We start from the raw sequence: 20123 nt of genomic DNA, 5'->3' as shown, positions 1-20123 counted from the left end.
GCGCGGGTTTAGCGATAGCATGCCTTGTGTTCGCTCTTGACGAAGCGCATAAAAACATGTCATTGCGAGGAACGAAGCAATCGCACGGGAGCATGGCCGTTTTGTATAGCATGCGATTGTCACGTCGCGCCCCCGCTCATTTCCTGTTCCGCGCTTCGCAATGACATGGTTTATTATTCACACTTAAAAACCTGCGACAGTGTTAACGTCGAAGGCCTGTTTTGCATAGCAAAACAGGCCTTCGACTAACGTACCCCATTTGGGGGGATGGGCGACTAAAACACCCGGCAAAGCAAACCTTTCAAATACTCACCTTCGGGGAAGGAAGCACGTACCGGGTGGTCTTCCGGCTGGTGGAACTGGTAGATAAACTGTACCTGTTTCCCGGCATCGAGGGCAGCCCAGGCAATTACCTGTTTAAAGGTTTCCATATCCATGGCACCTGAGCAAGAGTAGGTAGCCAATAAGCCACCTTCGTTAAGTAACAGCATACCTAAGCGGTTCAAATCTTTATAAGCACGCGAAGCCCGGGTAAGTGCCGAGCGTGACGGTGCGTATTTTGGCGGATCAAGTACGATTACATCAAACTTCTCGCCCTCATCCCTGAATTTACGCAGCTGCACATTCACGTCGGATTTAATGGCTATGTGTTTAGTTGCATCCAGTTTATTTAACCTGATGTTTTCGGCCAGAGTTTCAATAGCCAGTGCTGAGCTATCCACACTGGTTACTGATGCCGCGCCTTCCTTAAGGCTGTTCAGCGTAAAGCCACCGGTGTAACAAAAACAATCCAATACTTTTTTACCCTTCGCATGCATCGCCAAAACATGGCGGTTATCGCGCTGATCGCAATAAAAGCCGGATTTTTGGCCTTCGGTGATATTAATGCCATAAACCACATCGTTTTCCAGAACTTCTACCAATTCGGGAGGCGGATTGCCTGCAAGTACTTTATTTTCTGCTTCGGCCAGGCCTTCATGAGCACGGGAAGCATTATCGCTTTTATCCGAAATACTTTCGGGATTAAGCAACTTCGTTAACTCATCAATAATGACAGGCATTACATTTTGAATACCTGAGGTAAGCACCTGCACGGCCAAATGCCCGGCATATTTATCAACAATAAGACCAGGTAAATAGTCAGATTCACTGAAGATCAACCGGCAGGTATTGGTTCTGTTAGCTAAGATGTTATCCCTGCTTTTAACCGCGGTTGCTACTTTTTCGCGAAACCATGCTTCGTTTACCTGAACGTCCTTATTCCATTCCAGCAAACGCAAAGTAACCCGCGATTGATCGTTATAAAAACCATAGGCCATGAATTCGCCTTGCGCATTCAGCAGTTTTATCACATCGCCATTGGCAGGCTTACCCTTTACTTTTTCAATCGCTCCTGAAAATACCCAGGGGTGCCTTTGCAAAATGGCTTTTTCTTTGCCTTTCTTTAATATAACGTCAATCATGTGTGCAAAGGTAATAAAGCGTTGGCAATTTTAGCTTTGCAGTAACGCGGCCTTCATTTATTACGTATTTGTATTGAGGCTTCTAAACCTTGAAAATATTTTTAGGTCATACACAATAATATCCGCATTAAAACATTTGGTATCTTAGATTCGAAAACTATAATCATGAAAAAAACCTACGTACTCCTGTTCAGTATGCTGATAGCGTGCTGTTGTTTTAGCTCAAAGTCATATGCTCAGATACCTCGCATACCTGAGGCCAGCTCAACTCAAACCATCATCCAGGATTTCGGATTAGGGAAAATAACCATCACTTATTCCCGTCCAAATGTTAAAGACCGCAAAATATTCGGGGGCATTATCCCTTACGGCGAAGTTTGGCGTACCGGCGCCAACGCGGCAACAACCATCACTTTTACCGAAAAAGTTGTTATTGAAGGTAACCCCGTGCCTGCGGGTACTTATTCCCTGTTCAGTATCCCTAATAAAGGCGAGTGGACCATCATCCTCAATAAAGTGGTAAAACAATGGGGCGCTTATAGTTACAAGCAAGACCAGGATTTTCTGCGTTTTAATATCAAGCCAATCCGCGTGAGCGAAAAACGCGAAACGTTTACTATGGCTTTTGTTAATACAACTACCAAAGCAACCGACCTTGTTTTGGTTTGGGACAAAACCGCGGCCTATATCCACATGGAAACTGATGACGATGCCAAAATCACAGCCAATATTGATGAGCTGATGAAAGGCGACCGCAAACCATACTATTTCAACGCCATACAATACTACTACGAAAACCATAAAGACGTTGATAAAGCCCTTGGCTGGGTTTATGAGGCTGAAAAAATTGAGCCTAAAGGCCCATGGTATAAGCTTTGGGAATCGCGTTTGTTACTGCGTAAAGGCGATAAAGCTGGCGCAATTGCCGCTGCCGAAGCCGGTATCGCTTTAGCCAACGCCGACAAAGATGAAGAATACGCCCGCTTAAACCAGGAAGCCCTGGATCAGGCTAAGCGATAGCCCTAAGCTCCACCCAACCCTCCCCGGAAGGGAGGGCTTTAAAAAGAAAATCGCTGTTTTTTATACGAAATGGCGATTTTCTTTTATGAATTGATAATATTCAGAAAGTCTCCCCAACCGTGGGAGATTTAGAGGGGGCTCCTGCACTAATTAACCACGCAATCACAATCAATAAAACAGCACCGATAGCATTGAGCCACAAATAAGCGATTACATCAAAATAGCCCAGGATACAAATAATTGCTTCCGTTATAACTGCCGCTATAAATACCGCAGTCCCTTCTATTTTTTTAAGATAGAAGGCCACTATGAACACTCCAAGGATGGTTCCGTAAATATAAGAGCCCAATTGATTTACGGCTTCTAACAGATTACCTATGCGGCTGGCGTAAAGGGCCATCCCAATGCAAACCAGGCCCCAGAACACGGTTGCCAGGCGCGATGCATTTAAATAATTCTGATCTGTAGCGTTGGGATTAACAATGCGTTTGTAAATATCAACCACACTGGTTGATGCTAATGAATTTAAAGCACTTGCGGTTGAGCCCATTGAGGCCAGAAAAATAATGGCTATCAGTAATCCTATCAAGCCTTTGGGCAGATACTGGGTAACAAAGGTAAGGAATACATAGTTGGTATCGTTATCATCGGCCTTAGGGTTGTTCTTTTTCATCAGTTCAATGGCGTTTTGCCTGATGAGGCGGGCCTTAGTGTCGGCCACCTTTAATTGATCTTTGGCATGACTGATCCGATCTTCATTTTTACTGTCGATGGCTTTTATCAACTCATTAGCCTTGATCTTTTTTTGCTCAAAAGCCTGGCCATATTGCTGATTGAGATGGTCATATTCCGTAGCGTAAACGCTTTTTTGAATTTGTTTAACCTCATACTGGTTAAAAAACATGGGCGGGCGGTTAAACTGGTAAAACGCAAAAACCAGCACCCCTATCAGCAGGATCAGGAATTGCATCGGGATCTTGATCAGGCCATTCATGATTAGCCCGAGGCGGCTTTGCCCTACCGAGCTGCCGGTTAAATAACGGCCAACCTGGCTTTGATCTGTACCAAAATAGGAAAGCTGTAAAAAGAAGCCCCCGATCAATCCGCTCCAAACGGTATAACGGTTATTGGGGTCGAATTTCCAGTCTATCACGTTCATACGGCCCATTTTACCGGCCATTTTGAGCGAGCTCATGAAACTTACATTGCCGGGCAACAGGTAAACAACCAGTACTCCTGCCAAAAACATCCCCGTAAAAATAATGCTCATTTGCAATAGCTGGGTATATGACACAGCCTTACTGCCGCCATAAACAGTATAAACAATTACCAGCCCGCCTATAAACAGTGTAGTGTAAACCGTATTAATATTTAATATGGTTGAGAGGATGATAGACGGAGCATAAATGGTAATGCCGGTTGAAAGGCCGCGCTGAACCAGGAAGAGGAACGATGTAAGCGCCCGGGTTTTCAGGTCAAAACGCTGTTCCAGGAATTCGTAAGCAGTATAAACCTTAAGGCGATGGAAAATGGGGACAAAGGTGATACAAAGTACGATCATGGCCAGGGGCAGCCCGAAGTAGAACTGCACAAAACGCATCCCGTCTGAATACGCCTGGCCCGGTGCCGAAAGAAAGGTAATAGCACTTGCCTGGGTAGCCATTACCGATAAGCCCACATGGTACCAGGGCAATGAGCGGCTGCCCATCAAAAACTGGTCGATATTTTTATTATTGCCGCTTTTCCATATGCCATAAAGCACTATAGAAAATATGGTAAGGCCTAAAACAATCCAGTCGGTTAAACTCATTCAAAGAATTTGGTAATGAGCCAGAATACTAAAACTAAAAAAACCAGCCATGCGGCAACAATGCCGTAAAACTGGTTCCAATTTTTTATAAATGAAGGTAGGTCAGGATCAGGCCTCTTCATTACGGCCACGAACTAACACGGCGATATATGCAGCAGCAGTTAACAAGCCTAAAACACCACCTACAAAAATCCAGGTAAAGCCTTTTTCAATAATACCGCCTACAAATAAGCCAGAGATTAATCCTACCAAATAGTATATGTAATCAAAGTTTTCTTTTTCTTCTTTATGGTGTCCCATGATGTTATGTATATGATTGCAGCAAAAATAGGTGATTAATTGAATTTTACCAAAGTTTGTTTTGTAAAAGGATTGTGCGGTTTAAAAGCTCATAAATGACACCAATTATCCATCCGGTCTCCGGTTGGTTTTAAATGCACTATCGTTGTAAATATGCCAGCAGCTTTGCGGTATGCATGAACCAATCCCCTTTCAACTATTGTAAAGAGGCTATTCCTGCAAGTTTTTTAACCGCTCAACATTTCCCGCCATAGTTGCCTTATCATTTGCAGAAGTAGCCAGGTTCATAGCTGTTTCGTAATGCCCTAAGGCTTTTTGATTATCTATGCCGGTATACAGGTTGCCCAGCAGCGAATAATAAAAGTGGTTATTGCTCAGGTTCAGTTTTTCGGCTTCGGCTATTGCAGCCGGTTTTCCATTAGCTTTGGCAAGGGCAAATGTCCGGTTCAGCGCGGCGATGGGCGAATACTCCAAGATGAGGAGGCTATTGTACAGTTGTAATATATTTTCCCATTTTTCGGCAGCATCCTCCTTAATGGTATGCCAGTAAGCTATGCCGGCCTCAAGGTGATATTTAGTTATTGAAGTTCCGGTTGAGGCCTGGTTCAGGTAGTAAATGCCTTTATTAATCAGGTCCCTGTCCCAAAGTAATTCATCCTGATCCTCATAGAGGATCATTTCACCATGATCATTGGCGCGGGCCTCAAACCGCGACGCGTGGAAACACATCAGCGCAAAAAGTGCATTTACGGCAGGAATATTGGTGGCCGGATTTTCAATAAGCAGGTAATTAAGCCGCATAGCTTCAGTACAAAGATCACGGCGAAGGGTGACGTTTTGGGAGGTTGAGTAATAACCCTCAGAAAACAGCAGGTAAATGGTTGTTAAAACAGTTTCCAGCCGGCTGCCGATCTCGCTCAGGCTTGGCTGCTGAATCCGGATTCCCGCCTCCTTCAGTTTTTCCTTTGCGCGGTTTATCCGTTTGTATATCACCTCCTTGTTTGCTAAAAAAGCATCGGTAATTTCCTGTATACCAAAACCGCAAAGCAGGTTAAGGGCAAGCGCCACCTGCGACTCGGCCGAAATAACCGGGTTACAAACCGTAAAGATCATGGCCAACTGGCTATCAACTATGTTTTTGGCAGACAGGTCGATCTCTATTTCGCCTGTGCTGTCGGTAGTATATTTTATTTCGGGCAAAAGCTTTTGCTTAAAAATCGTATCCCGTTTCAGGTAATTTTTGGTTTTATTTTTTGCAACGGTATAAAGCCATGCCGTCGGATTATCAGGTAAACCTTTCAGGCTCCAATTTTCAGTGGCTGAAAGGAAGGTGTCGCTCACAATATCTTCGGCAATTTCAATATGTTCAATACCAAAAAGGCGGCAAAGCACTGCTGCAATTTTCCGGTACTCGGTGCGGAACAGGTGAGGTAAAAGTTCTTGGGGTTGCATAGGTTAAAATAAAAATGCCTTTGCAAAAGTACAAAGGCATTTTATTTTATACGGCAGGCACAGCCATTCGTACTTCAACGGTGGCCCCCCATTGCAATATCGGGCAGCCTTTGGCAATTTCAACGGCCTCATCGTAATCTTCGGCCCTGATTATAAACAACCCGCCTATCGATTCCTTAATTTCGGCATAAGGACCATTGATCACGGTATTTTGCTTAATTGTACGGCCATCGCCATCCCAGCGTTTGGGAGCACCAACCAGTTTGTTTTGGGCCGCGATGCCGCCTATCCAATCCTGGAAAGGTTTTATAGCTGCCTGCATTTGTTCGGGCGAGGGACTGGCATCTTTACTTTTCAGATCCCTGTGGATCACTAACAAAAATTCATTCATAAGGCTATGTTTTAATGGCGTTAATATAAGCTGTTTATGCAAACTGGCCAACCTGGTATGTGCCGGGCGTATTTGGGAACGATAGGTTGATGCGGTTCCAGGTGTTAATGGTGGTAACGGACAGCGTAAGGTCTATCAGTTCTTCATCACTAAACTGCGCCTTGGCTATGTTGTACACTTCGTCGGTTACATGGCAGGCGGTAACGGCTTCGGCCCAGGCAAAGGCGGCCCTTTCACGATCGGTATAATAAGGCGATTCTTCCCAGGCGCTCAGGCCGTATAAACGTTGTTCAGTTTCGCCTTTGGCACGTGCATCTTTATAGTGCATGTCAAGACAATAAGCGCATTTATTGATCTGTGATACCCTGAAATTTACCAACTCACGAAGGGATAACTCAAGGGGCGACTTTTTAAGATAAGTATTAATACCGAATAATGGTTTTAAGGCATTTTGGCCTTTTTCCCACATGCTGATTCTCTGTTCCATTTTGTTTTAAATTTATGTTGTTAAAACCCAATGACAACCGTGCTTAGCAGATTGGACAAAATGAAAAATATTTTTTATTTTTTATAAGATCGGAATTCATATCGGGAATTTTTGTTGGGCGGCATCTAATGCATCGCCCGCTTCGCAGATTTTCCGGTTTAACTACATATACATATAATACGTCTCTGTATAAAAATACCTATCTTTCCCTCATGGCCTTACCCAATATTTTCACTGCAGAGGTAGCTGATGATGTAATCAGCCGGATCAACAAGCTCACGCCGCAAACCTCACCGAGGTGGGGTAAAATGAACGTAGCACAAATGTTGGCACACTGCTGTGTAACGTACGAAATGGTGTATGAAGATAAGCACCCCAAACCCGGCTTGTTCATGAAACTCATCCTGAAAATGCTGGTTAAAAACAAGGTGGTGAGCGAAATTCCATATAAACACAACAACCCTACAGCGCCTGCATTTCTTATTACCGGCGAAAGGGATTTCAATACCGAAAAAGCCCGGTTGATAGCCTACATCCAAAAAACACAGCAGCTGGGCGAAAAAGCTTTTGATGGCCGCGAGTCGCATTCGTTTGGCTCCTTAACCATTACCGAATGGAGCAATATGTTCTATAAACATATTGACCATCACCTCACCCAGTTTGGCTGTTAAGCGCATAGTTTGAACATACGGTTAAATTTTCCTTTCTTTACCGGCATATAGGTAAATCGATATAGTGCATGGAAAAACTAAGCCCCGCCATCCTTAAAACCAAACAGCATTTTGAAATTCTTGACGGCCTTCGGGGCATAGCAGCTATTGCAGTTGTTACTTTCCATTTTATGGAGATTGCTTATTCCGACTACAGCAAGGATTTTATAGGTCATGGCTTTTTAGCGGTTGATTTTTTCTTTTGCCTGTCGGGCTTCGTAATTGGTTATGCTTATGACGACAGGATCGGCAAAATGGGCATAAAGGAATTTTTCAAATCGAGGTTGATCAGGCTGCACCCGCTTGTTGTTTTTGGCTCGGTATTGGGCTTGTTAGGGTTTATATTTGATCCATTTAATGCCCAACCCATAGCCCGTAGTGCGGGCAGTATACTACTATTATTTCTCAGCTCCATATTAATGATTCCTAACCCGACAATGAATGAACGGTATTTTAACTTGTTTGGGTTTAATGCACCTGCTTGGTCATTGTTTTGGGAATATGTAGCTAACATTGTTTATGCACTTGTGCTTTGTCGCCTTCAGCGGCGCTACCTGATTGTCCTTGCTGCAATTTCTGCTGTAGGTATTTGCTATGTGGCAGCTCACTCAGGTAATTTAATGGGCGGCTGGAGCGGCGGAACTTTCTGGGATGGAGGTGTACGTATAGCTTATTCTTTTACCGCTGGTTTGCTGGTTTACCGTTATAACCTTATCGTCAAAAATAAGCTTGGTTTTATCGGTCTTTCTATTTTATTGATGCTGGCTTTCCTGTCTCCGTTCTCAACATGGAACTGGCTTACCGAGCCTTTTATAGTTATCATTTATTTCCCGTTAATGGTTTCGCTGGGAGCAGGCGCTGTTCTTAACAACAGCTTACGTAAAATATGTGTTTTTTCGGGGAGTATCTCTTATCCTTTATACATGACCCATTATGCAGTAATGTGGATATTTGGTAATTATTATGCGGCAAATAAACCAGATGCTGTTCACCTGGCGTATATCATTATACCCGGATTAGTTGTATTAGTTACATTTGCTTACCTGGTTATGATAGGTTACGATATCCCCCTGCGTCGTTACCTAACCGAAAGAAGAAAAAAACAGGCTGTCAAATAACTGAATGGCTATTCGTTTGCTTAATTAAAGATTAAGGAAGGATTTAGCCAACGGTTAAATTAAAACCTGTATGTTTAAAATGCCGGAAAAGTGTTTTTTATACACTAAAAATAATTATTTTTACAAATGGTTTTGTGCTGATTTTCAGTTGTTCTGTTGAAGTATGCCAACCTTTGGTACAATGAAAAAAACGTTAGTTATTGGTTGGCTCGTGATACTTTTAATCGCTGTTGGCGCTTTGTTTTGGTATAATGAGCTGCAATACCAGTTGCCTACTCCTGTACCCGAAAACTATAAAGCAGTAAAGCAGGGTACGATAGTGTCAATCAACCCCAGGCACTACCAGAATCGCAGTAAACCGCTGTTCCTGCATTTTTTTAATCCGGATTGTCCCTGTTCAAGATTTAATATCAAACAGTTTAAGGCTATTGCCCAGCAATATCACAGACAGGTGAATTTTGCCATCGTAATCATGAGCAGTAAACGCTTCACCGAAAGCGAAATCCAGGACAAGTTTGGGATGAAACTCCCCGTTATATTTGATCCCTCGGTTGCTGAGGCCTGCGGGGTTTACTCAACACCCCAGGCTGCCCTTATTGATACAGGCAGCAAGCTGTATTACCGCGGCAATTATAACATAAGCCGTTACTGTACCGATGAAAAAACAAGCTTCGCCAAAGTAGCGATCAACGGTTTACTGAACGACAATACACGCCTAACATTTAATAAACTTGCATTAACCTCATACGGCTGTCGACTGCCCGACTGTCATAATTAATATTACCCCTAAATATCAATCATTGTGACCGCAGACATAGTTCAAAACATTAATTTTCAAACCGAGATCAAAGACCGCTCAGACAGGTTGATGGATTATTTCCTGCCTGTGCATTTTGTAGTTGGTTTAGCATTGGCCTATTTTTATGATACATGGCTTATTGCCTTTGGCGTTGGCGGCCTGTGCCTGCTGGCGTATTATACTGCTAAAATAGCCCTGCCTAATTCTTCCTTATACCAATATGTGCTGGCAGCTGTATTAGGTATTTTTATGGCCCAGTATATTTATCAGATGCACGGCTTGTTTGAGATGCACTTTTTTGCTTTTATTTCGAGTGCGCTGCTGATCACCTACCAAAACTGGAGGCTACAATTGCCATTGCTTTTAGTTGTTATTGTACACCATGCTGTTTTCAGCTATCTGCAGGATATTGGCTATGGCGGCATATTTTTTACCCAGCTCAATTACTTTGATCTTCAAACGTTTAGCATACATGTGTTGCTTACCGGGGTTATCATGTTCATATGCGGACTTTGGGCCTACCAGTTGCGCAAGTATAATGAACTAAGAATAGTACAAACCCTGCAAATGGCCGATCTGCAGCGGGAAGCCCAGTTATCGCTCGAGCGCAAACATAATGAAGAGGTTTTGGCAGCTGCAAACCAGGAACTAAACTATTCAAACCAGGAACTTCAAAAGGCACGCCTCGCGGCTGATCAGGCTAATCAGGAAAAAAGTATTTTCCTGGCCACCATGAGCCACGAAATCCGTACGCCTATGAACGGGGTTATCGGGATGTCGGCTTTATTGAATGAAACTGAGCTTAACGATGAGCAGCGTATGTTTAACGAAACCATCATCAGCTGCGGCGAAACGCTCATCCATGTGATCAATAACATTCTTGATTTTTCAAAGATAGAAGCAGGTAGCCTTGATCTTGAACAGGATGATTTTAACCTGCGGCAATGTATTGAAGATGTGATGGATATGTTTGCCATTAAAGGCGGACAATTGGGGCTCGACCTGGTTTATGAAATTGCCGAAGATATATCGCCGGGTATCATCGGTGATCCGCTGCGGCTTAAACAGGTGCTTATAAACCTGGTAAGCAACGCCATAAAATTTACGGAGAAAGGTGAGGTTGGTATTAAGGTTAGCTGTGTTGACAAACAATCTGATGGCTTGCTGAAATTAAGATTTGATGTTTGGGATACAGGCATAGGCATTCCGCATGATAAGCTGCACCGGCTGTTCAAGGCATTTTCGCAGGTCGATTCATCTACTACACGTAAATACGGAGGTACCGGTTTAGGTTTGGCTATTTGCCAAAAGCTTGTTGCCCTAATGGGCGGCAGTATAGGCGTTGAAAGCGAGCCCGGTGCTGGTACCAGGTTTTTCTTTACCATAAACGCCTATCCCGGCGAGATTTCCCACCGGCAGCCTGCCAGTTTTGATCTTGAGGAACTGCGCGGCAAAAAGATCCTTATAGTTGATGACAACCATACCAACCTGTCTATTTTAAACCGCCAGTTTGAAAACTGGAACCTTAAATCGGTACCGGCAGAGTCTGCCGCCGAGGCTTTAGTGATCCTGCAGAGAAACAAAGACATTGACCTGGTTATAACCGACATGAACATGCCCGTTATGGATGGGGTTATGCTGGCCCGCATCATCAGGGAAGGGTACAGCCACATTCCTATTATACTGCTAAGCTCGGTTGGCGAAGAATTTATAAAAGATCAGCGAATGCTGTTTACCTCTGTTATGAGCAAGCCGATAAAACAACAGGTACTGGGCAAACAGGTTTTTATGGCGCTCAGGAATAAATCGGTCCAAAACGATGATAAACAAACTAAGAGCAAGCTCTCGGTTGATTTTAGTGATAAATATCCCTTCAATATCCTTATTGCCGAAGATAATGAGGTTAACCAGCACGTTATTAAACACATTTTAAACAAAATGGGCTATAAGCCGGGTATGGCCCAAAACGGGCTCGAAGCTATAGAGGCCCTGTACAAAAACGATTACGAGCTTATTTTAATGGATATGCAGATGCCTGTTATGGATGGGCTTGAAGCAACCCGTGTAATCCGCAAAGACGACATTAAGCAGCCTGTTATCATTGCTTTAACAGCCAACGCCATGGCCGGCGATGAACAGGATTGTTTGCAGGCCGGTATGAATGATTACCTGAGCAAGCCTGTAAAACTGGATGAGCTGATGAATAAGCTTTCGAAATGGCACACTTTAGTTAATAAATCCGCAGTTCGTCAGGGTTGATGCAACCGCATTCCTGCAATAAGTTTGAGGCTTGGTACGCCATCAAGGGTAGGATAATTACCTGGCGGAGGCTGCTTCGACTTAATAGTAGTGAAGTTTCCTCATCCCGGTATGCAGAATATAAATGCAACAATACTTTTGCAAAACAATTAGGTTATTTTTTTCATTTTTGTACAGCATAAGCAATATGTTGAATAAGCGAAATACCGAATTTTTGAGATCGTTGCGGATATTATCGGTAATGGCCTTTTATTTGGTCATCGCGAGCAGTCATGTTTTTTTCCTTCCCCGCTTAACGCAACCGGGCCGTACACGTTCAACAGGATTCAATTCGGTTTTTAAACGAAAGATGGAGAACCTGCACAGCAGCTTCAGCGAATCAAGCTACATTCAAAGACCAGACAAATCAACCCTTGAGGAGAAAAAGTCTGTTACCGATTTGATCAGCGCTGTTGTAGGCAGTTTTATCCTGCTGTTTTTTGCATTGCAGCTATGGAAATTAAATCCGAAGCAATTAATCCGAAACTTCAGGATTATACCCGGGTATCGATACTCCTATCTTTCCCTTTGCACTTTTCGCATTTGATTTGAATGATTAAAGGCGCTCTGTCTTTAGATACATCTTCGATCATTTTTTCAATTAAATTAATTATCCATCGTTTACCGGCATTTTTTGCAGTACTTACTGATCTGTAGCGATCAGTGTGCGGGCATTTCCCGGTAAGCATATTCCGTACATCAAGATATGCGAATTTCAAAGAAGTTCTGCTGCCTGTTTATAGGCCTGCTAATAACAGCCTGTACTTATGCGCAGCAACAAGGTAACACACCGGTTAGCTTAAAAACGCTGCTCAACAGCGTAAACCGAAACGCACCCACATTGCTAACCGATTCAGCAGCTATAGCGGTTAGGCAAGCCCAGGCCGCTGAAACCAGGAGCAGCTGGCTCCCTAACCTGAAACTAAATTACCAGGCAGATTATGGGACTAACAACAATGTTGCCGGCCCGTATTTTGGCTTTGGTATCATTCCTTCCAACTCCAGGGGGGTACGGCCCGAAAGCAATACCACTACCGTTTCAGCCAACGTTGGGGTAGCCGCGCTCGACTGGGAGATCTACAATTTTGGTGCCTATGGTGCTCAAAATAAAGTAGCCAACTCTGATATTCAGGTACAGCAAAACCAGTTTGCTGATTCCAAATACCAGTTGCAGGCTTACGCCATTGGCAATTACCTGCTCCTAACGGAACTGGAAAACTTCCTCACCATCCAGGCGCGGAACATAAAACGCAATCAGGAGATCCGCCGGTCGGTACAGTCGCTCGCCAAAAGTGGGGTAAGGGCAGGTGTTGATACCAGCATTGCCGAGGCCGAACTGTCAAAAGCCCGTTTGAACTATATCGAACTGAACAACCAGGTGAAGCAGGTACAGTTACAGCTTTCGGCTGTCAGCGGCTTACCCTATCAGACAATAGTACCCGATACGGCTGCCGAAACAAATCTTATCAATACCGCAACCGGCCTCGACCCTTTGGTGATCGACACCACCGATCATCCTTTGATCAATTATTATAAATCGGTATATCAAAACAGTTTGCAGCGGGAAACACTCGTCAAAAAAAGCTACAATCCTAAAATATTATTGGAAGGCGCCGTTTGGGGCAGGGGATCAAGTGTTGATGCTAACGACCATTTTAACAGCCTAAGCAGCGGATGGGGGTTCGACAGGAATAATTACCTGGTAGGTATAGGTGTTTCCTATAACCTATTTGATATCCGTCGCCGCCAGTTAAAATTACGGACACAACGTGCCAATACCGATTACTCCCGGAAAAAGCTGGAAGAGCAAAAGCAATTGCTGGCGGTCAATGCCAACCGGTCGGGCGTAGAGCTGCAAACCGCCCGCGAACGCCTGGTTGAGATCCCTCATCAGCTTAAAGCGGCTTCTGATGGGTACCGGCAAAAGTTGTCATTATACAAAAATGGGCTAACCGATATCATTGAGCTTAACGCCGCGCTCAATATCCTTTACCGCGCCGAAACTGACTATGTACAGGCCAAATATGCCTATTCAAATGCCCTGTTCCAGCAGGCCGTTACCGGCAACCAGGTAAATACTGTATTAAACCTTTTAAAATAATTTAGCTATGTCAATGGTCACATCCGCACTTAAACGGCCCATCACAACGGTGGTGGTTACCTTGAGCCTGCTCATCTTTGCAGTGCTTAGTGCTATAAAAATACCGATAGATATTTTCCCAAAATTAAACCTGCCCACCATTTATGTTATTGAATCATATGGCGGTATGTCGCCGCAGCAAATGGAGGGTTTCTTTTCAACCCGTTTGCAAGACCAGTTTCTGTATGTGAACGGCATCAAAAGCGTTACCAGTAAAAACATCCAGGGTTTAACTATGGTTAAGCTGAGTTTTTACGAGAGTACAGACATGGCCGAAGCACAGGCCCAGGTGGCTTTGCAGGTAAGCCGCGTAATGAGCTTTTTCCCGCCGGGAGCGCTGCCACCGCAGGTTGTAAGGTTTGATGCTTCATCGTTGCCTGTTGGGCAATTGGTACTATCCGCCCCCAATCGCAGCCTGAAGGATATTTATGATATGGCGGCTACTAAAGTAAGGCCTATGTTTGCTACTGTTCCCGGCTTATCGGCCCCGCCGCCGTTTGGTTCAAACGCCAGGTCCATCACCTTAAACGTTGATCCTAACAAATTAAGAAGTTACGGCTTGACGCCCGATGAGGTAGTAAGTGCGTTGGCTAAGTTCAATGTGATGTCGCCTTCGGGTAATTTAAGGTTAGGCAACACTATGTTTGTAACTACGGTTAATACGTTGATTAACCAAACAGATGAATTTGGCAATATCCCCGTAGTTACCAAAAACGGCGTTCCCATTTTGGTAAAAGATGTTGCCCGTGTTGCCGATGCTACCGACGTTACGGTTGATTATGCGCTGATTAATGGCAAGCGCTCCGTTTATTTGCCGGTAGTAAAAACCGCCGATGCCAGTACCTGGAGTGTGGTACAGGCTTTGAAAAAGAAGATTCCGGAAATTCAGGGCCTTTTACCCGATGACGTTAAAATCTCGTATGAGTTTGATCAATCCATATTTGTGATAAACGCAGTAAAAAGCCTTATGACAGAAGGCGGTCTGGGCGCGTTGCTCACCGGCCTGATGGTATTATTGTTTTTGCGCGACTGGCGAAGCAGTTTGATCGTGGTGATTACTATCCCGGTATCTATTTTGTTAGGTGTATTACTTTTAGGCTTATTCGGCCAAACCATCAATATCATGACATTGAGCGGGCTTGCCCTCGCCATAGGCATTTTGGTTGACCAGGCGACGGTAACCATCGAAAATATTCACCAGCACCTGGAGATGGGCAAAAGCAAAGCACAGGCTATTTATGATGCCTGCCAGGAAATCTCGTTCCCCCTATTGCTCATCCTGCTGTGTATCCTTGCAGTATTCGCGCCATCGTTTATGATGAACGGCGTACCTAAAGCGATGTTTTTACCCCTGTCGCTATCTATCGGCTTAACGATGATCGTATCGTACATCATAGCGCAAACACTGGTGCCTATTTTATCAAACTGGCTTATCAAAGCCGAAACCTATCAGCATTATGAACATGGGAAATTGCATGCTCATGCCGGCGAAGCTTTAGACCGGCCCGAAGAAGGGCAGGTAAACCATCACCTGCAACAGGAGCAAAAACATCCCGAAAAGAATGACCTGTTTGAACGGATAAAGATCCGTTTTATACACATCATTGAACGCTGGATGCATAACAAAAAGCTAATTGTGCCTGTTTATCTCGTGGTTGTTTTGGGACTGGCCGGTGTTTGCTTTGTTACCATTGGAAAAGATATGATGCCGAAGCTCAACAACGGCCAGTTTCAGATCAGGATCAAAGAGCCGGATGGCACAAGACTTGAACGTACGGAAGACGGGCTGAAACAGGTTTTGCAGATCATCGACAACACGGTTAATCATCACGTGGCAATTACGTCTGGCTATGTGGGCATAGTGCCAAGCAGCTATGGTACCAGCAATCTTTATGTATTTAATACCGGTACACATGAAGCGGTATTACAGGTTAACCTTGATGAAGATTACCACATCAATATGGATGAGCTTAAAGATGCGCTCCGTAAAAACATAGCATCGCGCATGCCCGATCTCCGCATCACTTTTGAACCTATCGACATGACCGAAAAGATCATGAGCCAGGGTGCATCTACACCTATCGAAATAAGGGTAGCGGGTAAGGATATGGCACAGATAGAAGGCTACTCGAACAAGGTTTTGGCCGGACTTAAAAAGATCAGCTACCTGAGGGATGTGCAGATCAGTCAGCCTTTAAAGTTTCCTGTGGTGGCAATAACGCTCGACAGGTTGAAAGCTGCTCAATTAGGCCTGGATATTAAAGATGTTGCCCGCTCGGTTACAGCAAGTACATCATCAAGCCGTTTTACCGAGAAAAACCTTTGGTTGGATGATAAATCGGCCTATACCTACCAGGTACAGGTTCAAATTCCAGAGTATGTGATGAATACAATGGATGAGTTGAAAGAGATCCCACTGGTGAAAGGCCAAAGTACACCTGTACTGGGTGATATCGCCAGCTTTAAGGTTAATTACGTTCCTGGTGAATATGACCGTACCGGTCCGCGCCGCTTCTTAACCGTGAGCGCCAATATTTACAAGAAGGATTTGGGCACCGCTACTGCCGCGGTGCAGCAGGTTATCAAATCTGTCGGGGCACCGCCTAAAGGCCTTATTGCTGAAGTTAAGGGTATGTCGAGCTTGTTGACAGAAACGCTCGACAGTTTGCAGAACGGTTTGATGTTTGCCATTTTGGTGATCTTTTTATTGCTGGCCGCCAATTACCAGTCGTTTAAATTATCCCTTACAGTACTATCTACCGTACCGGCAGTAATATTGGGATCGCTAACAGCATTACTGCTTACCGGTTCAACACTTAACCTGCAAAGTTACATGGGCATGATCATGTCTACAGGGGTATCGGTGGCAAACGCCATCCTGATCGTAACCAATGCTGAAACCCTGAGACTGGATTATAAAGACTCTACAAGGGCAGCCATTACCAGTGCGTCCATCAGGTTAAGACCAATCCTCATGACCAGTTTGGCCATGATGGCAGGTATGATCCCGATGGCATCAGGGATGGGTGAAGCCGGCGAGCAAACCGCACCTTTGGGCCGCGCGGTGATAGGCGGCTTATTTGCCTCGACGTTAGCTGCGCTGTTTATACTACCGCAGGTGTTTGCCTGGGTACAGCAAAAAACCACTTATGATTCACCGTCCTTAATGAAGGACGTAAATGTTAATGAACCTCAACAACTTGAAACCTCCAATAGCTAATATTATGAAACTAAAATATATTATACTGCTAAGCAGTATCAGTTTAATGGCCGCTTGCGCCGGCAACCAAAAACCGGTGGACCTCACAGGAACCAAAAAAACCACCCAAAAAGCAAGCGGATATGAAACCGGCAAAGTGTCGGAAAAAGCACTGTCAAGCGAAGCCCGCCTTCCGGGCCAGTTAAAGCCTTATAACGAGGTAAACCTGTTTCCGAAAGTAAACGGGTTTGTAAAAACCGTTTTTGTTGACCGTGGTACTTTGGTTAAAAAGGGACAATTACTGGTAACCTTAGAAGCGCCGGAAATGGAATCGCAACTGCAGGCCGCCGATTCGCGGTACATGCAGGCTAAGGAAAATGCTGTTGCCAGTAAAGAAAAGTATCAGCGTTTAAAAGAGGCTGCAAAAGAACCTGGATCAGTTTCGCCGCTTGAATTGGATAACGCTTTAGCAAAAATGAAAGCTGATGACGCAATGGCCCGTTCAGAAAGCTCGATCGTAGCATCTGTACGCACCATGCAGGATTACTTGAACATTCGTGCACCGTTTGATGGCATGATCATTCAGCGTAACGTATCTCCGGGAGCTTTGGTAGCCCCGGGTAAAGGTACAGACCTGCCTATGCTTATTTTGCAGGATACCCGCAAGCTGCGTTTAGAGGTTTACATCCCCGAAGATTTCGTAGACAAAGTTGACTTAATGCAGCAGGTAAAATTCACTTTTAATGCTATGCCGGGGCAGGAACAAACAGCCAAAATCAGTCGCTCGGCCAATGCTTTAGGGAGTATGCGTTCTGAAGCTATTGAAATAGACGTACAAAACCAAAATGGAATACTAAAACCGGGGATGTATGCCGAAGTAAAGATCCCGATGCTTTCGGGCGCCAAATCGTTGTTAGTGCCCAACAATGCCATCATCCGGTCAACCGAGAGGGAATATGTAATAGCCGTAAAAGACGGCAAGGCAGCATTAATTGATATAAAGGAAGGATTATCCAGACATGACTCAACCGAAGTATTTGGGAACCTGAAGGCCAACGATATCATTCTTAAAAATGCCAGCGATGAAGTGAAGGACGGAGCGGATATTAATTGAGAGTGTTAGAGGCAATGGCTAAGCCTAAGCGGCTTGGAACAGGACTTTTACATTCGGTCCCATGAGCAGAATTGTCGCGTTTCATTATTATAACTCATCAGTTCATGATACATGACGCATTAATTTTGTTCACCAATGCCCATATCAAACCCTTTACTTAAAATTGGGGCAAGGGCAGCTTTTGGAGAAGAGCGAGAGACATATTTTTTTACCTTTGCCCCTATGGAAACCATCACCTGGCATGATTTTGAAAAAGTAGAACTGCGTGTAGGCACTGTATTGGAGGCAATTGATTTCCCCGAAGCCCGTAAGCCGGCTTTTAAAGTGAGGGTTGATTTTGGCACTTTCGGCATCCGGTGGTCGAGCGCACAAATCACGAAGCATTACACCAAGGAAGAATTGGTTGGCCGGCAGATAGTGGGTGTAACAAATTTCCCTAAAAAGCAGATCGCCAATTTCATGTCGGAGTTCCTGGTTACCGGCTTTGCCGATGAGAACGGAGACATTGTGTTAACCGCTGTTGAAAAGCCTGTGCCAAACGGCAGCAAACTTATTTAAATGAGATATATCAGTTTCGAGGATGAGGCCTCTATATCGCCCGATGAATATTTTATGGGCGAAGCGTTAAAAGAAGCCCGCTATGCATTGGAGGAGGATGAGATTCCGATTGGGGCAATTGTGGTTTACAATGGCCGCATTATAGGAAAAGGGCACAATCTTACCGAACGGCTTAACGATGTATCGGCCCATGCCGAAATGCAGGCCCTTACTGCGGCCGCTAATTTAATTGGAGGTAAATACCTGCAAGGCTGTACGCTGTACGTTACTATGGAGCCCTGTGTAATGTGTGCCGGGGCTTCATACTGGTTCCAGGTAAGTAAGATCGTTTTTGGGGCCTATGATAACAAACTCGGGTTCGGCCGCATCAACCAAAAAATAACCCATCCCAAAACAGTGATCACCGGCGGTATCCGCGAAGCTGAATGCAGCCAGCTGGTGAAGGATTTTTTTAAGGGGAAGAGGAAGAAGTGAGTTAATAGTTGATGGATCATAGTTCATGGTAATAAAATAGCTATATAAGCTATGATCCATGAACCATTAACTATGAACTAAAGAAAACATGACAATTATTTAGAACAAATAGTTCCGTCAACGCTTATATTTGTTACGTCACAACAAACAGTAAACTTTAAAATAAACAACTAAAATTATGGCATTTACCCTACCGGCGTTATCCTACGCTACTGATGCTCTGGAACCGCACATTGATAAACTGACCATGGAAATTCACCATGGCAAACACCACCAGGCTTATGTTACCAACTTAAACAAAGCTTTGGAAGGTAAGCCTGAGGCTGAAAGCAATATCGACGATATCATTAAAAATATCTCTAAATTCCCCGCTGCTGTGCGTAACAATGGCGGTGGCCACTACAACCATACCTTGTTCTGGACCTTGTTATCACCAAACGGTGGCGGCGAGCCTACAGGCGCTTTAGCTGATGCTATCAAAAGCACTTTCGGTTCATTTGCCGATTTCAAAACTAAAGTATCTGAAGCAGGTGCAACCCGTTTTGGTTCTGGCTGGGCATGGTTAATTGTTACTGCTGATAAAAAATTAGCTGTAACTTCCACTCCTAACCAGGACAACCCATTAATGGACATCGCTGAAGTTAAAGGTACCCCAATTTTAGGTATCGACGTTTGGGAGCATGCTTACTACCTGAAATATCAAAACCGTCGTCCGGATTACTTAGCAGCTATCTGGAATGTGATCAACTGGAACCACGTTGCCGAGCTTTACGCAAAAGCAACCGCTTAA

The 20123-nt window shown here is 44.4% G+C and carries 17 protein-coding genes; 11 read left to right on the top strand and 6 right to left on the bottom strand.

Features of this window, described 5'->3' with window-relative positions; all coding sequences use genetic code 11:
• Positions 1-275 precede the first annotated feature (275 nt).
• Complete coding sequence (locus ABID99_RS23875) at positions 276-1463, bottom strand: class I SAM-dependent rRNA methyltransferase (protein ID WP_373615314.1); 1188 nt, start codon at positions 1461-1463, stop codon at positions 276-278.
• Between the two features lie 165 nt (positions 1464-1628).
• On the opposite strand from ABID99_RS23875, the gene ABID99_RS23870 reads away from it, so the two are divergent.
• Positions 1629-2483 carry a DUF2911 domain-containing protein gene (locus tag ABID99_RS23870; protein ID WP_188834236.1) on the top strand — a complete coding sequence of 285 codons (855 nt, stop codon included), beginning with the start codon at positions 1629-1631 and terminating at the stop codon, positions 2481-2483.
• 100 nt (positions 2484-2583) lie between these two features.
• On the opposite strand, the gene ABID99_RS23865 is transcribed toward ABID99_RS23870, so the two are convergent.
• The 5 genes from ABID99_RS23865 to ABID99_RS23845 form a co-directional block, all read right to left on the bottom strand.
• Positions 2584-4293, bottom strand: coding sequence for a sodium:solute symporter (locus tag ABID99_RS23865; protein ID WP_188834237.1), 1710 nt, complete (start codon positions 4291-4293; stop codon positions 2584-2586).
• Positions 4294-4401: 108 nt separating this feature from the next.
• Complete coding sequence (locus ABID99_RS23860; protein ID WP_090531057.1) at positions 4402-4593, bottom strand: hypothetical protein; 192 nt, start codon at positions 4591-4593, stop codon at positions 4402-4404.
• A gap of 210 nt (positions 4594-4803) precedes the next feature.
• Positions 4804-6045 carry a DUF6596 domain-containing protein gene (locus ABID99_RS23855; protein WP_354484570.1) on the bottom strand — a complete coding sequence of 414 codons (1242 nt, stop codon included), beginning with the start codon at positions 6043-6045 and terminating at the stop codon, positions 4804-4806.
• 46 nt (positions 6046-6091) lie between these two features.
• Positions 6092-6436, bottom strand: a complete 345-nt coding sequence (locus ABID99_RS23850; RefSeq protein WP_090531052.1) for a YciI family protein — start codon at positions 6434-6436, stop codon at positions 6092-6094.
• 34 nt (positions 6437-6470) lie between these two features.
• Positions 6471-6923 (bottom strand): carboxymuconolactone decarboxylase family protein, encoded by a 453-nt coding sequence (locus tag ABID99_RS23845; RefSeq protein WP_090531050.1) that lies wholly within the window; start codon positions 6921-6923, stop codon positions 6471-6473.
• A gap of 212 nt (positions 6924-7135) precedes the next feature.
• Between ABID99_RS23845 and ABID99_RS23840 the strand changes: the two genes are divergently transcribed.
• From ABID99_RS23840 to ABID99_RS23795, 10 genes are all read left to right on the top strand, one after another.
• Positions 7136-7594, top strand: a complete 459-nt coding sequence (locus ABID99_RS23840; RefSeq protein ID WP_373615313.1) for a DUF1569 domain-containing protein — start codon at positions 7136-7138, stop codon at positions 7592-7594.
• A 68-nt stretch (positions 7595-7662) separates the two neighbouring features.
• Positions 7663-8751: an acyltransferase family protein gene (locus ABID99_RS23835; RefSeq protein ID WP_373615312.1), complete on the top strand. Its 1089-nt coding sequence runs from the start codon at positions 7663-7665 to the stop codon at positions 8749-8751.
• A gap of 181 nt (positions 8752-8932) precedes the next feature.
• Complete coding sequence (locus tag ABID99_RS23830) at positions 8933-9529, top strand: TlpA family protein disulfide reductase (protein WP_373615311.1); 597 nt, start codon at positions 8933-8935, stop codon at positions 9527-9529.
• A gap of 24 nt (positions 9530-9553) precedes the next feature.
• Positions 9554-11809 (top strand): response regulator, encoded by a 2256-nt coding sequence (locus ABID99_RS23825; RefSeq protein ID WP_373615310.1) that lies wholly within the window; start codon positions 9554-9556, stop codon positions 11807-11809.
• A gap of 745 nt (positions 11810-12554) precedes the next feature.
• Positions 12555-13949, top strand: coding sequence for a TolC family protein (locus ABID99_RS23820; protein WP_373615309.1), 1395 nt, complete (start codon positions 12555-12557; stop codon positions 13947-13949).
• A gap of 7 nt (positions 13950-13956) precedes the next feature.
• Positions 13957-17208 carry an efflux RND transporter permease subunit gene (locus ABID99_RS23815; protein ID WP_373615308.1) on the top strand — a complete coding sequence of 1084 codons (3252 nt, stop codon included), beginning with the start codon at positions 13957-13959 and terminating at the stop codon, positions 17206-17208.
• Between the two features lie 4 nt (positions 17209-17212).
• Positions 17213-18301, top strand: a complete 1089-nt coding sequence (locus ABID99_RS23810) for an efflux RND transporter periplasmic adaptor subunit (RefSeq protein WP_354484557.1) — start codon at positions 17213-17215, stop codon at positions 18299-18301.
• Positions 18302-18523: 222 nt separating this feature from the next.
• A complete protein-coding gene (locus tag ABID99_RS23805) occupies positions 18524-18859 on the top strand; it encodes a tRNA-binding protein (RefSeq protein ID WP_090531024.1) in 336 nt (111 codons plus the stop codon).
• Positions 18860-19333: a nucleoside deaminase gene (locus tag ABID99_RS23800; RefSeq protein ID WP_175490035.1), complete on the top strand. Its 474-nt coding sequence runs from the start codon at positions 18860-18862 to the stop codon at positions 19331-19333.
• A 178-nt stretch (positions 19334-19511) separates the two neighbouring features.
• Positions 19512-20123 (top strand): superoxide dismutase, encoded by a 612-nt coding sequence (locus ABID99_RS23795; protein ID WP_091172779.1) that lies wholly within the window; start codon positions 19512-19514, stop codon positions 20121-20123.

The sequence above is a fragment of the Mucilaginibacter sp. OAE612 genome, assembly GCF_041806395.1.
Classification (GTDB): Bacteria; Bacteroidota; Bacteroidia; order Sphingobacteriales; family Sphingobacteriaceae; genus Mucilaginibacter; species Mucilaginibacter rubeus.
This window is presented reverse-complemented; position numbering and strand designations above follow the sequence as displayed.